Origin of the sequence: Jiangella alkaliphila (genome assembly GCF_900105925.1) — a bacterium.
In the GTDB taxonomy this organism is placed as follows: domain Bacteria; phylum Actinomycetota; class Actinomycetes; order Jiangellales; family Jiangellaceae; genus Jiangella; species Jiangella alkaliphila.
On sequence record NZ_LT629791.1, the window covers coordinates 3,869,224 to 3,882,060 of the forward strand.

The following is a 12,837-nucleotide window of genomic DNA, read 5'->3' on the forward strand; positions in this document are numbered from 1 at the left end:
CAGCGCGATCTCACTTTCGTAGCCGCTGGTCATGTCACTGCAGGGAAGATACCCGACATAGTCGCCCGGCTAACCAACCGGATGGGGTGGATCCGGACGGGCGGTCGGCGGCGACGATACGGCACACTCTGGGCCATGCGGATCCTGGTTGCACCGGACAAGTTCGCCGGCACGCTCACCGCCGTCGAAGCCGCCGACGCCATCGCCGAGGGCTGGCGCCGCTCCGCACCCGGCGACGAGGTCGTGGCGGTCCCGATGGCCGACGGCGGGCCCGGTTTCGTCGACGTCCTGCACTCCAGTCTGGGCGGCGAGCTGCTCGCGTCGATCGTCACCGGGCCGCTCGGCGAGCCGGTCCCGGCGACGTTCCTGCTGGCCGGGGACGCCGCGTACATCGAGTCGGCGCAGGCCTGCGGGCTGGCGCTGCTGCCGCTGGGCGACGACGGCCGCACCCCGGTCCCGGGCGCCGCGGCACGGGCGTCGACGTACGGCGTCGGCGAGCTGGTCGCGCATGCCGTCGACGCGGGGGCGCGGCGGGTCGTGGTGGGGCTGGGCGGGTCGGGGACGAACGACGGCGGCGCCGGCCTGCTCGCGGCGCTCGACGCGGCGGGGGAGCCGTCCGGCGCTCTGCGCGGCGGGCCCGAAGCGCTGGCCGGGCTGACGTCGCTGGACGTCGCGCCGGCGCTGGCCAGGCTCGACGGCGTCCAGCTGGTCGCCGCCTCCGACGTCGACAACCCGCTGCTCGGGCTGCGTGGCGCCACCAACGTGTTCGGCCCGCAGAAGGGCCTGGTCACCGACGCCGACCGGCTGGCCGCCGACGGCGCGTTGACGACGTTCGCCGACCTGGCCGACCGGCGCGTGGCCGACCACCGGGGCGCGGGAGCGGCGGGCGGGCTGGGCTACGGGCTGCTGCTGCTCGGCGGCGTCCGCGAGCCCGGCTTCGACACCGTCGCGCACGCCGTCGGCCTGGCCGACCTCGTCGGCGGCGTCGACCTCGTCATCACGGGGGAGGGGAAGCTGGACTGGCAGTCCCTGAGCGGCAAGGTGGTGTCCGGGCTGGCGGCGCTGGCCGGGCCGGCGCTGCGTCCGTGCATCGCGTTCGCCGGCGCGGTGCAGGTCGGCAATCGGGAACTGCGGGTCAACGGCATCGAGGCGGCGTACTCGATGGTCGACATGGTCGGCACCGAGGAGTCGTTCGGGCGGCCGCACGAGAGCCTGGCCGCCGTGGCCGAGCGCGTGGCCAAGACGTGGAGCCGCTGAGACTCGTTGACAGGGAAGGAATGTCCTTTCACCGAGTGGCGTTGTAGCGTTAAGACGTAGTCCGACTTCGGAGCGGGAGAACGAGATGACGGTTCAGGAACAGGTCACCGACGGTGTCGTGCTGACGGACGGCGCGGCCTCCAAGGTGAAGGCGCTGCTCGACCAGGAGGGCCGCGACGACCTGGCACTGCGCATCGCCGTCCAGCCCGGTGGCTGTTCGGGCCTGCGCTACCAGCTGTTCTTCGACGAGCGGTCCCTCGACGGCGACGTCGTCAAGGGCTTCGGCGGCGTCAACGTCGTGGTCGACCGCATGAGCGCCCCGTACCTCGGCGGCGCCACGATCGACTTCGTCGACACCATCGAGAAGCAGGGCTTCACCATCGACAACCCCAACGCCGGGGGTTCCTGCGCCTGCGGCGACTCTTTCCACTGATCCACGCTGAAGGCCCCCGGGCGTTCGTCCGGGGGCTTTCTGCTGCCCGGCGTCAGTGCAGGCGGCGGACGGTGTAGGCGTCGTCGCCCGTCGCGCCCAGGTACTCGTGCGCGCGCATGCGGCACCACGCCGGCACATCCGACGCAGCCGCCGGGTCGTCGGCCAGGACGGTCACCGTCTCGCCGACCTTGACGTCGCCGATGTGCTTGGCCAGCTCGATGATCGGCAGCGGGCAGCGCATTCCGCGGCAGTCGAGCACGAGTGTCGCGTCGGTCACAGTGCCTCCAGACCGGCCCGCAGCCGGGTGACGACGTCGACCACCGCGGCGAGGAAGCGGTCGACGTCGTCGCGGGTGGCGTCGCGGGTCAGCGAGACCCGCACGTTGCCGTGCGTCAGCGCGCCCATCGCCGCCAGGACGTGGCTGGGCCGCAGCGTGCTGGACGTGCACGACGATCCACTGGAGATCGCGAACCCGGCCCGGTCCAGCTCGCTGACCAGCGCCTCGCCGTCGAGGTAGAGGCACGAGAACGTCACCAGGTGTGGCAGCCGCAGCGTCGGGTGGCCGACGACGTCGACGTCGGCCAGCAGCTGCGGGACTCGGGCGCGGATGTGGTCGACCAGTTCGCGCTGCCGTTCGGCGACCTGCTCCGCCTCGTCCCAGCGGGCCCGTAGCGCCGCCGCGGCCGCCAGCGCGCCGGGCACGTTCTCGAACCCCGGCGCCCGGCCGCCGCCGCGCTCGTCGTCGGGCAGCGGGGAGCGCCAGCGCACGTCGCGGCGGATCGCCAGCACGCCCACGCCGGCCGGGCCGCCCCACTTGTGCGCGCTGGCCGTCAGCACCGACCAGCGCCGGGGGAGTGGCACGCGCCCGGCCGCCTGCGCGGCGTCGACCAGCAGCGGGACGCCGCGGGCGTCGACCTCGTCGACCGGCTGGACGGTGCCGACCTCGTGGTTGGCCGCCTGCAGGCAGGCCAGCACGGTGTTGTCGCCGAGCGCGGCGCCGAACTCGGCGGCGTCGACCAGGCCGTCGCGGTCGACGCCCACCTCTGTGGTCGTGGTGCCCTCGTGCCGGGCCAGGTGGGCCGCGGACTGCAGCACCGCGGAGTGCTCCACGGCGGAGACCGCGACCGTCCGCGGGCCGTCGCCCTGACGCCGTCGCGCCGCCACCGTCCCCAGCATGCCCAGCTGGATCGCCTGCGTCCCGCTCGCCGTGAACGTCACCTCGTCGGGCCGGGCGCCCAGGACCGCGGCGACGATCTCGCGGGCGTTGTCCAGCAGCAGCCGGGCCCGCCGGGCCGAGCCGTACAGGCGGGCCGGATCGGCCCAGCCCTCGTCGGCCGCGGCCAGCAGGACCTCGCGGGCGGCGGGGTGCAGCGGCTCCGTCGAAGCGGCGTCGAAGTACCCCGGCGGCGCGGCCCCTGGCGGCACCGGGCCGGCCACGTCCGATGGCGCCGACACGCCGCGCGTGCTCATCGAGTACCTCCCGGAATGATGGCGAAGGGCAACCGCTAGGGTTGGCCGCGACAGGAGAAGTTTGCTCTCGCCATGGTGCCGGTTGCCAATTCGCCCGGCCGGCGAGCGGGTCGAAAGAGAAGGGCGCCTCGTGAGTCAGTCTGGCAGGGTCCGACCGGCACGTCGCCGGGCCGCGACCGCCGCCGTTCTCCTTCTCGGCACGATGCTCGTGCTGGGTGGTTGCTCGGCACAGCAGCGCGACGATTGGTCGCGCCTGGCACTCCCCGAGCCCGCCACGGAGGAGACGCCGCTGATCGGCAACCTGTGGATCGGCTCGTGGATCGCCGCGTTCGCGGTCGGCGTGCTGGTCTGGGGCCTGATCATCTGGGCGGTCGTCGCCTATCGCCGGCGCGACGACGAACTGCCGAAGCAGACGCGGTTCAACATCCCGATCGAGTTCCTGTACACGGTCGCGCCGCTGTTCGTGCTGGTCCCGCTGTTCTGGTTCACGGTCGACCACCAGGAGCAGGTCACCGAGCTCTCCGACGACCCCGACGTCACCATCGGCGTCATCGGCCAGCAGTGGTCCTGGACGTTCAACTACATGGACGAAGAGGTCAACGACGTCGGCACCATCAATGACCGGCCGACCCTTTACCTGCCGGTCAACCAGACCGTGCGCTTCGACCTCATGTCGCCCGACGTCATCCACTCGTTCTGGATCCCGGCGTTCTACATGAAGATGGACGTCATCCCGGGCCACGACAACGCCTTCCAGGTCACGCCCGACCGCGAGGGCAGCTACGTGGGCCGGTGCGCCGAGCTGTGCGGCGCGTACCACCAGTCCATGCTGTTCAACGTCGAAGTGGTCTCCGAGCAGGAGTACCAGGACCACATCGAGAGCCTCCGCGAGGCTGGTCAGGACACCATCATCGAGCCGCCGATCCGCGGAGCTTACGACGACGAGGTCCTCGACGACGAGAACACAGGCGGTGACCACGAATGACGACCTATCTGGAGCGCACCGCCGCCGCCGGCGCGGTCGCCCGGCCGGTGCGCAAGGGCAACGTGGTCGTCCGGTGGATCACGTCCACCGACCACAAGATCATCGGGTACATGTACCTGATCGCGTCGTTCGGGTTCTTCCTGTTCGGCGGCATCCTGGCGCTGTTCATCCGGGCCGAGCTGTTCTCGCCCGGCCGCCAGGTGGTCAGCGACGAGATGTACAACCAGCTGTTCACCATGCACGGCACGATCATGCTGCTGCTGTTCGCGACACCGCTGTTCATCGGCTTCGGCAACATCATCGCGCCGTTGCAGATCGGCGCGCCCGACGTCGCGTTCCCGCGGCTGAACATGTTCAGCTTCTATCTGTTCCTGTTCGGCGGGCTCATCGTCTGCGCCGGCTTCATCACGCCGGGCGGTGCGGCCGACTTCGGCTGGTTCGCCTACGCGCCGCTGCACAACACCGTCTACAGTCCGAACGTCGGTGGTGACCTCTGGGTCGCCGGCCTGGCGATGAGCGGTTTCGGCACCATCTTCGGCGCCGTCAACTTCGTCACGACGATCGTCTGCATGCGCGCGCCCGGCATCACGATGTTCCGGATGCCGATCTTCACGTGGAACATCCTCATCACCAGCATCCTGGTGCTGATCGCGTTCCCGCTGCTGGCGGCCGCGCTGTTCGCGATGTTCGCCGACCGGAACCTCGGCACCCACATCTACGATCCAACGGCCGGTGGTGCGGTCCTCTGGCAACACCTGTTCTGGTTCTTCGGCCATCCCGAGGTCTACATCATCGCGTTGCCGTTCTTCGGCATCATCACCGAAGTCATACCCGTGTTCAGCCGAAAACCCTTGTTCGGCTACAAGGGTCTGGTGTTCGCGACGCTGTCCATCGCGGGTCTGTCCGTCGCGGTGTGGGCGCACCACATGTACGTCACCGGAGCGGTGAATCTACCGTTCTTCGCGGCCATGACCATGCTGATCGCCATCCCGACCGGGCTGAAGTTCTTCGCCTGGATCGGCACCATGTGGCGCGGCTCGATCACGTTCGAGACACCGATGCTGTTCGCCATCGGCTTCCTCGTGACGTTCCTGTTCGGCGGCCTGACCGGCATCATCCTGGCGTCGCCGCCGCTGGACTTCCACGTGTCCGACACCTATTTCGTCGTGGCGCATTTCCACTACGTCGTGTTCGGCACGGTCGTGTTCGCGATGTTCTCCGGGTTCTATTTCTGGTGGCCCAAGTTCACCGGCCGCATGCTGAACGAACGCCTGGGCAAGGTGCATTTCTGGCTGTTGTTCATCGGCTTCCACGGCACCTTCATGGTCCAGCACTGGCTGGGCGTCGAGGGCTTCCCGCGGCGTTACTCCGACTACGACGCCGCCGACGGGTTCACGTTCCTCAACCAGTTCTCGTCGGTGTTCGCCTTCGTCCTCGCCGCGTCGACGCTGCCGTTCCTGTGGAACGTCTGGCAGACCCGCCTCGCCCCCAAGGTCGAGGTCGACGACCCGTGGGGCTTCGGCAACTCGCTCGAGTGGGCCACGTCCTGCCCGCCGCCCCGGCACAACTTCACGTCGCTGCCGCGGGTGCGTAGCGAGCGGCCGGCGTTCGACCTCAAGTACCCCGAGGCCGCGGCCGTGTCGCAGAAGAAACCCGTACCCGCGGGGCTACTCACCCAGACACTCGGCCCGCCTGACATCGAGGAGGACGGCAAGTGAAGATCGAGGGCGTGATCTTCGCCATCGTCGCGGTCTTCTGCGCGGTGGTCACCCCCGTCTACTGGTTCATGTCCGAGGACCCGACCGGCACGACCGCGCTCGTGCTGACGTTCGGCCTCGGCGCCATGATCGCCTTCTACTTCCTGCTGCTGTCGCGTCGCATGCCTCCCCGTCCGGAGGACCGCGACGGCGAGGTCGAGGAGATGGCCGGCGAGTACGGCTTCTACAGCCCGCACTCGTGGTGGCCGCTGGCCGCCGCCGGCGCGGTGTCGGTGGTCTTCATCGGGCTGGTGTTCGCCTGGTTCATCTTCATCATCGGTGTCGCGCTGGCCGCCATGGCCACCGTCGGCTGGGTGTTCGAGTACTACCGCGGCGAGTACGCCCACTGATCCGCCCATCGAGCGCCGCCCATGGGTCGTTTTGTCCCGCGGGCGGCGCTCTTTGTCGTATCGTGACGTTCCGTCGGCGGCTGTGAGGTTTCGGTGTGGCCCCGGCGGGTTACCTCACTGATGTAGCCACCCGACATCCTCGGAGGAGGTCGCGATGTTGTCGCACCCTCTGACGGCGAAGATCCGCCGTGTGGACGACACCCTGCGCACGCTGGTGGAGCGGCGCGGCCACAGCGACGACCCCGCCGACGTCCTCCAGGCGACCGAGACCATCGACCACTGGCTCGACGAACGCCTCGCCCTCATGAAGACCCGCGACGGCGGCACCGACCTCGCCACCTCCGACCGCCGCCGCTGACGCCTGCGACCCCGCGCTGCTCGCCGGGTCAGGGCTCCGCGACCGGCCGGGCGATGTCGTCGCACGTGACGTCCAGCGCGTCTCGATGCTGCCCTGCGCCCGCCGACCCCACCGGCACAGTGGCCGGTTCGGGTTCCTTGTCCTTCGACGTCGCGAGAACCGAACCGACGAGGATGAGGCCGAACCCGAGGGCGGTGAACACCGTGATCCGCTCGTCCAGCACCAGCACCCCGAGCAGCAGCGCCACCGCCGGGTTCACGTAGGTGATGACGGTGGCCCGGCTCGGCCCGACCTCCGCGACCAGCGCGAAGAACACCAGGAACGCCGCCACCGTGCACACGACGCCGAGGCCGGTGATGCTGAGCCAGACCTCACCCGACAGCGGCTCGCCGGGCCACTGCGCCAGGCCGAGGGGCAGGTACAGCACCGCCGACGCCGTCAGCGACGCCGCCATCACGCCGAGACCCGGCAGGTGCGACAGCCACCGCGACAGGATGATCGGGCCGACGGCATAGCAGACCGCGGTGCCTGCGACCGCGAGCACCGGCGCCGGGCTGCTCGCCTCGACGTCGAAGCCGACCAGCGCGGCGACGCCGGCGAACCCGACCAGCAGGCCGGCCAGCCGCCGCCCGCCCGGGCGCTCGGTGCCCATGCCCCACACCAGCACGGCGCCTACCAGCGGCACGGCCGCGACGAGCAGGCCGGTGAGCGAGCTGGACAGCTCCTGCTCGGCGTACCCGAGCAGGTACCACGGGATGCAGACCTCGATGAGCGTGAAGGCGAGCAGCGGCCGCCAGTAGGGGACCAGGGGGCGCAGGTACCCTCGCCGCGCCGCCAGCGGTAACAACAGTGCCGCGCCGATGGCCGTCCGCGCCAGCACGATCGAGGCCGGCGTCAGTTCGTCGACGGCGACCTTGATGAGCATGTAGGGGATCCCCCAGATGATCCCCAGCGCGATGAAGAGCATCCACCCTCGACGGGACACACTGCCTCCTCGACCATCGCGCGCCCCATCCCACCCGAGAGAGGGCGGAACGCGTCGTCCACAGCGAATCTTGGCGGCGGCAGTTGTCCACATTTCGGCGATCGGCGGTTGAGCCGAAGAGCCGGGCGGGGGAGTGTCGCCTCCATGAAGATACGCGAACACCTCAACGGCACGGCGACGGCAGGCGGTCCGGGGGAACTCCTGGCCGCGGTGCCGCACCTCATCGGTTTCCACCCGCAGTCCAGCATCGTCGTGGTCCACGTCGACCTGCACGAGCGGCGCACCGGCACGGTGCTGCGGCTCGATCTGCCCACGGCGGCCGACGACGACGGGAGCTACGCGGCGCAGCTGGCGACGCGCATCGAGTGCGGCGAGCCCGACGCCGTCATCCTCGTCTGTTACGGCGACAGCGGCGCGCCGCCGGGCCATCCACCAGACGGTGCCCGCAGCGGCCCACCGGGCGCGGTCCGGGCCGAGCTGCCGTACCGGGAGCTGATGGAGCTCATCCGCGACGAGCTGGCCGATACTCCGGTCGGGGTCCTGGGCACGGCGTACGTCGACGGCGGGCGGTGGTGGTCCTACGACTGCGACCATCCGAGCTGCTGTCCCGCCGAGGGCATCCCGCTGCCCGGTCCCGGCGTCGGCGCGGCGGCCGAGGTCGCGGCGCGGGCGGCGCTGGCCGGCCGGCGGACGCTGGAGTCGCGGCGCGAGCTGGAAGACGCCGTGCGTGGTCCGGCGGGCGCGGCGGAGAAGGCGATGGTCGCCGTCTTCGAGCGGGTCGACCGCGAGCTGGCTGCCGAGGCGCTGTCCGACGGCGTCGAGGTGCTGCGCGGCCGCACTCTGGCGCTCGCGCGGCTGCAGCTGGCCCGGTCCGCCGAGGGCCGGCTGCAGCTGTCCGACGACGAGGTCGCGCGGCTGAGCCTCGGCGCGGCCGACCTGCTGGTCCGCGACCGGTTCATCGCCTTCGACGACGCCGATCCGGCGGCCTGGCTGGGCTTGCTGACCACGTTGGCCCGGCGTACGCCCGACGCCCGCGGGGCGGCCATCTGCGGCCTGGTGGCGTGGGTGGCCTACCAGCAGGGCGACGGCGCACTCGCGAACGTCGCGCTCGACCGCGTGCTGTCCATCGATCCCAGACACACCATGGCCCTGCTGCTGCGCGACTGTCTCGAGGGCCAGGTGACGCCCACCCACATGTCGGCCTTGACCCGCGACGCCATCGCCGCTGCGGAACGGGCCCGGACGGAGGTGAGCGGAGCTGGCGCGGCTTAGAGTCGAGCCGTGAGATCGCGGCGCTACGTGCTCGCCTCCAGATGGCGGGTGGCCGCGGTCAGCGCGGGCGCGGCGTGCCCTTGCCGGCGGTAGGAACTGCCGGTCCGCTGGCAATGTGGAGGGCCCGCCGAACGTGGCGGGCGGATTACTGGTGCCCTGGCACCAGTAATCCGCCCCCCACAACCGTGTCAGGTGGTGGCCGTGACCGAGTGAACGCCGGCGGACACCGAGCGACGGCCAGCCGCCGCGAAGCGATCACAGGGGCACACGCGACCCAGCCCCACCCGTCGGCGTCCACTCGTGGTCGCGCCCCACAAGGAAGCGCCCGGGCCATCCGACTGGACGACCCGGGCGCGCCGGTGAAGCGAAGCGGACTACTGCTGACCGCTGGGCAGCTCGTCGCGGTGAGCGGGGTCGACGGCGTCGTGGCCGTTGCCGTGACCGTCGTGGTGGGCGGCCTCGAGTTCTTCGCGGGTGGGCTTCTGGACGACGTCGCCGAAGTAGAAGCGGGAGAGCCGCGCCTGGGCCCGCTTGCTGCGGTAGTTCGGGTTCGGGATGCCGTTGGCGTCCGTCGCCGGGCCGGGGTCGGACGGCAGCTGCCGCTCGTGCCACGTCAGCTGGTAGGCCTGGGGCTGCGTCAGCGGGGCGTGCAGCTCCGAGAACTCGCCGTCGGGGCTGACCATGACGACGCCGGTCTCGCGGCCGTGCATGACCTTGTCGCGGTCGCGCCGCTCGAGGCCGATGCAGATCCGTTTCGTCATGATGAACGCCAGCGGTGGCAGCACGAAGATACCGATGCGGATGAACCAGGTGATCCAGTTGACCGGGATCTCCAGGATCGTCGCGAAGAAGTCGTTGCCGCCGGCGATCCACAGCAGGACGTAGAAGACGATGAACGCGACACCGATGCCCGTGCGCACCGGCACGTTGCGCGGCCGGTCCAGCAGGTGGTGCTCCCGAGTGTCGCCGGTCGCCTTCTGCTCGAGCCACGGGTACAGCGCGAGCGGCGTCAGGATGATGCCGGGCAGCAGGATCGCCGGGATCAGCACGCTCATCGAGACCGGATGGTCGAAGATGTAGAACTCCCACGCTGGCATGACACGTAGCGCGCCGTCGAGGAAGCCGACGTACCAGTCGGGCTGGGTGCCGGCCGACACCACGGATGGATCGTATGGACCCCACAGCCAGACCGGGTTGATCTGGATCGTCGCGGCCAGCAGGACGATGACGCCCATGACGATGAACTGGAAGCCGCCGGCCTTGGCCACGTAGATCGGGAAGAACGGCGCGCCGGCGACGTTGGTGTTCGTCTTGCCCGGGCCGCCCCAGTGGGTGTGCTTCTGGTACCAGAGGATCATCAGGTGCGCCGTCACCAGCGCCAGGATGAGACCAGGGATCAGCAGGATGTGCATGGGATAGAGCCTGGCGATGATGTCGTCGCCGGGATACTCGCCGCCGAACAGGAACGACGAGAGATAGGTGCCGACGATCGGGATGGCGAGCATGCCGCCCTCGATGATCCGCAGCCCGGTTCCCGAGAGGAGGTCGTCAGGAAGCGAGTAGCCGGTGAAGCCGGCCGCCACGCCCAGGACCAGCAGGGTCACGCCGATCAGCCAGTTGATCTCGCGCGGCTTCCGGAACGCGCCGGTGAAGAAGACCCGCAGCATGTGCACCGACATGGCGGCCAGGAAGATCAGCGCGCCCCAGTGGTGCACCTGACGCATCAGCAGGCCGCCGCGCACCTCGAACGACAGCTCCAGCGTCGACGCGTACGCCTCGGACATGCCGACGCCGCGCATCGGGACGTAGGCGCCCTCGTACACGATGTGCGCCATCGTCGGCTTGAACCAGAGCGACAGGAACACTCCGGACAGCAGGATCATGATGAAGCTGAACAGCGCGATCTCCCCGAGCAGGAACGACCAGTGGTCGGGGAAGACCTTGCGGATGTTGCGCTTCAGCCAGTTGGACGCGGTGATCCGCTGGTCGACGAAATCGACGACCTTGCCGGCACCGTTGACGATGGTGCTCATCGCGTGCGCTCCCAGTAGCTCGGCCCCACGGGCTCGGTGAAGTCGCTCTGAGCGATCAGGTAGCCCTCCGAGTCTACGGCGATCGGCAGCTGCGGAAGGCTCCGCGCCGCCGGACCGAAGATCACCTTGCCGTTGTCCGAGAGATCGAACGTCGACTGGTGGCACGGACAGAGCATGTGGTGCGTGGTCTGCTCGTAGAGGCTGATCGGGCAGCCGACGTGCGTGCAGATCTTGGAGTACGCCAGGATGCCGTCGACACCCCAGTTCTCGCGGCCCTCCGCGATGTGGATGTCCTCGGGCAGCATGCGCACCAGCATGACCGGCGACTTGGCCCGCTCGTTGATGCGCTCCGGCCCGTGGTCGGGCAGGTCCTCGAACGTGGCGGGCATCGCGTTGACCAGCTGGCCGATCTCGAGGTCGGCGGCCCGGATGGGCATGAACGTGACGTCGGTGAGGACGCGGACGCCCTCGGCCCAGATGGTGTGCTCCTTGCGCTGGGCCGGCGTCCCGCCGGTGTTGGGGCCGAGGTCGCGCAGCAGGATCACCGCGGGCAGCGGCAGCAGCGCCAGCGCGCCCAGCAGCGAGTTGCGGATCAGCTTGCGCCGGCCGAAGCCGGACTCCTCGGTGCCGGTGTCGAAGTCGGCCAGCGCGGCCGCGCGGGTCTCGTCGTCGCTGCGCAGCTCGTGCCGCTCGTTCACGACCTCGGGGGACGACATCAGCGACCGCGCCCACTGGACCGCGCCGGCGCCGACGAGGAACAGCGCCAGTCCGAGCGTCAGGCCGAGCGTGAGGTTGGAGACCTGCACGTCGCCGATGTTGACGCCGTCTTCGGGGTCGTTCGGGTGGATGCCGACCGCGACGTAGAAGACGATGAACGCGACCGTGAGCAGCGAGGCCAGCGCGAACATGCCGGCCACCTGCCGTTCGGCGCGGCGCTCGGACTTCTTGTCGACGTCGGTGAGCCGCAGCTCGTCGTGGTGCAGTCCGGGGTCGGCGATCGGGTCGGCCGCCGCCGGCTCCACAGCGTGCTCGCCGTGGGGGACGATGGCGTGCTCGTCGCCGCTGGGGTTCTCGTTGTGCGTGCTCATGCCTTCGACGACCTCGTCACGATCCAGGTGGCCATGCCGATCAGCAGGCCGATACCGACCAGCCACGCCCAGAGCCCCTCGGCGACCGGGCCGGCCCGGCCGATGGCGAGACCCCCAGGGTCGGGCTCGTTCTGCACGCTCTCGAGGAACGTGATGATGTCGCGCTTGTCCTCGGGGGTGACAGTCCCGTCGCTGAACACCGGCATCGCCTGCGGGCCGGTGAGCATGGCCTCGTAGACGTGCCGCGGCTCGACGCCGGTGAGGTTCGGCGCGAACTGGCCCATCGTCAGGGCACCGCCCTGGCCGGTGGTGTTGTGGCACTGCGAGCAGTTGGTGCGGAACAGCTCGCCGCCGCGGCCGACGTCGCCCTGCGAGGTGTCGAGCCACTCGTCGTCCGGGAGGCCCGGTCCGGGCGCCAGCGAGGCGACGTACTCGGCCAGGGCGTCGATCTGGTCCTGCGTGTACGAGACCGGCTTGCGCTCGGCCTGCGCGGCCGGGGCGGCCAGCGGCATCCGGCCGGTGCCGACCTGGAAGTCGACGGAGGCGGCGCCGACGCCGATCAGCGACGGGCCGAGGACGTCACCGTTGTCGTTGACCTGGCCCTCGGCGTTGAGCCCGTGGCAGGACGAGCAGCCGATGGCGAACAGCTGCCGGCCCTCTTCGATCTGCGTGGACGAGGCGGCCTGGACGTTCTGCGCCGTCGTCGGTGCCAGCGCGGCGTATGCGCCGCCCGCGGTGAACAGCACGGCCACCAGGACGGCGAGGGCGGCGAGCGGGTGCCGTCGCCGAGTGGACAGCAGCCCCCCGATCCGCGAGCCGCGGGGCCGGCCGGGCAACGATCTGGGCACG

13 protein-coding genes are annotated in these 12,837 nt (G+C 70.3%); 7 read left to right on the forward strand and 6 right to left on the reverse strand.

The features are described from left to right. Positions 1-135 precede the first annotated feature (135 nt). Positions 136-1,257: a glycerate kinase family protein gene (locus tag BLV05_RS17625; RefSeq protein ID WP_046770637.1), complete on the forward strand. Its 1,122-nt coding sequence runs from the start codon at positions 136-138 to the stop codon at positions 1,255-1,257. Positions 1,258-1,342: 85 nt separating this feature from the next. Next, complete coding sequence (locus BLV05_RS17630) at positions 1,343-1,690, forward strand: HesB/IscA family protein (RefSeq protein WP_046770636.1); 348 nt, start codon at positions 1,343-1,345, stop codon at positions 1,688-1,690. A gap of 52 nt (positions 1,691-1,742) precedes the next feature. On the opposite strand, the gene BLV05_RS36595 is transcribed toward BLV05_RS17630, so the two are convergent. Together BLV05_RS36595 and BLV05_RS17635 are read right to left on the reverse strand one after the other, a co-directional pair. Then, positions 1,743-1,967 (reverse strand): sulfurtransferase TusA family protein, encoded by a 225-nt coding sequence (locus tag BLV05_RS36595; protein ID WP_046770635.1) that lies wholly within the window; start codon positions 1,965-1,967, stop codon positions 1,743-1,745. Beyond that, positions 1,964-3,160 (reverse strand): cysteine desulfurase family protein, encoded by a 1,197-nt coding sequence (locus tag BLV05_RS17635; protein WP_169790506.1) that lies wholly within the window; start codon positions 3,158-3,160, stop codon positions 1,964-1,966. Before BLV05_RS17635 ends, BLV05_RS36595 begins: the two co-directional genes overlap by 4 nt. A 130-nt stretch (positions 3,161-3,290) precedes the next feature. On the opposite strand from BLV05_RS17635, the gene ctaC reads away from it, so the two are divergent. From ctaC to BLV05_RS17655, 4 genes are all read left to right on the forward strand, one after another. Further along, positions 3,291-4,145 (forward strand): aa3-type cytochrome oxidase subunit II, encoded by an 855-nt coding sequence (gene ctaC / locus BLV05_RS17640; RefSeq protein ID WP_197683184.1) that lies wholly within the window; start codon positions 3,291-3,293, stop codon positions 4,143-4,145. Beyond that, the gene (ctaD, locus tag BLV05_RS17645) at positions 4,142-5,863 is read left to right on the forward strand and encodes an aa3-type cytochrome oxidase subunit I (protein WP_046770634.1); all 1,722 of its coding nucleotides are present in this window, start codon (positions 4,142-4,144) and stop codon (positions 5,861-5,863) included. Before ctaC ends, ctaD begins: the two co-directional genes overlap by 4 nt. Further along, positions 5,860-6,252 carry a cytochrome c oxidase subunit 4 gene (locus BLV05_RS17650; RefSeq protein ID WP_046770633.1) on the forward strand — a complete coding sequence of 131 codons (393 nt, stop codon included), beginning with the start codon at positions 5,860-5,862 and terminating at the stop codon, positions 6,250-6,252. The genes ctaD and BLV05_RS17650 overlap by 4 nt, the downstream gene beginning before the upstream one ends. Positions 6,253-6,406: 154 nt before the next feature. Beyond that, positions 6,407-6,610: a hypothetical protein gene (locus tag BLV05_RS17655; protein WP_046770632.1), complete on the forward strand. Its 204-nt coding sequence runs from the start codon at positions 6,407-6,409 to the stop codon at positions 6,608-6,610. Between the two features lie 28 nt (positions 6,611-6,638). Here the strand turns inward: BLV05_RS17655 and BLV05_RS17660 are convergent, their stop codons facing one another. Then, positions 6,639-7,595, reverse strand: coding sequence for a DMT family transporter (locus BLV05_RS17660; protein ID WP_169790505.1), 957 nt, complete (start codon positions 7,593-7,595; stop codon positions 6,639-6,641). A 144-nt stretch (positions 7,596-7,739) separates the two neighbouring features. Here BLV05_RS17660 and BLV05_RS17665 point away from each other — a divergent pair, with 144 nt between their 5' ends. Continuing rightward, the gene (locus tag BLV05_RS17665; RefSeq protein ID WP_046770631.1) at positions 7,740-8,867 is read left to right on the forward strand and encodes a DUF4192 domain-containing protein; all 1,128 of its coding nucleotides are present in this window, start codon (positions 7,740-7,742) and stop codon (positions 8,865-8,867) included. Between the two features lie 374 nt (positions 8,868-9,241). Here the strand turns inward: BLV05_RS17665 and qcrB are convergent, their stop codons facing one another. The 3 genes from qcrB to qcrC are packed head-to-tail and all read right to left on the reverse strand — an operon-like array spanning position 9,242 to position 12,836. Further along, positions 9,242-10,900, reverse strand: coding sequence for a cytochrome bc1 complex cytochrome b subunit (gene qcrB / locus BLV05_RS17670; RefSeq protein WP_046770630.1), 1,659 nt, complete (start codon positions 10,898-10,900; stop codon positions 9,242-9,244). Next, complete coding sequence (gene qcrA / locus BLV05_RS17675) at positions 10,897-11,988, reverse strand: cytochrome bc1 complex Rieske iron-sulfur subunit (RefSeq protein ID WP_046770629.1); 1,092 nt, start codon at positions 11,986-11,988, stop codon at positions 10,897-10,899. The genes qcrB and qcrA overlap by 4 nt, the downstream gene beginning before the upstream one ends. After that, positions 11,985-12,836 carry a cytochrome bc1 complex diheme cytochrome c subunit gene (qcrC, locus tag BLV05_RS17680; RefSeq protein WP_231948546.1) on the reverse strand — a complete coding sequence of 284 codons (852 nt, stop codon included), beginning with the start codon at positions 12,834-12,836 and terminating at the stop codon, positions 11,985-11,987. Before qcrC ends, qcrA begins: the two co-directional genes overlap by 4 nt. Position 12,837: the final 1 nt, after the last annotated feature.

Bases quoted from the DNA above. Each gene is read 5' to 3' on its own strand.
- BLV05_RS17625 (WP_046770637.1), top strand. From the start codon at position 136: ATGCGGATCCTGGTTGCACCGGACAAGTTCGCCGGCACGCTCACCGCC.
- qcrB (WP_046770630.1), bottom strand. From the start codon at position 10,900: ATGAGCACCATCGTCAACGGTGCCGGCAAGGTCGTCGATTTCGTCGAC.
- ctaD (WP_046770634.1), top strand. From the start codon at position 4,142: ATGACGACCTATCTGGAGCGCACCGCCGCCGCCGGCGCGGTCGCCCGG.
- BLV05_RS17665 (WP_046770631.1), top strand. From the start codon at position 7,740: ATGAAGATACGCGAACACCTCAACGGCACGGCGACGGCAGGCGGTCCG.
- BLV05_RS17630 (WP_046770636.1), top strand. From the start codon at position 1,343: ATGACGGTTCAGGAACAGGTCACCGACGGTGTCGTGCTGACGGACGGC.
- BLV05_RS17655 (WP_046770632.1), top strand. From the start codon at position 6,407: ATGTTGTCGCACCCTCTGACGGCGAAGATCCGCCGTGTGGACGACACC.
- qcrA (WP_046770629.1), bottom strand. From the start codon at position 11,988: ATGAGCACGCACAACGAGAACCCCAGCGGCGACGAGCACGCCATCGTC.
- BLV05_RS17635 (WP_169790506.1), bottom strand. From the start codon at position 3,160: ATGAGCACGCGCGGCGTGTCGGCGCCATCGGACGTGGCCGGCCCGGTG.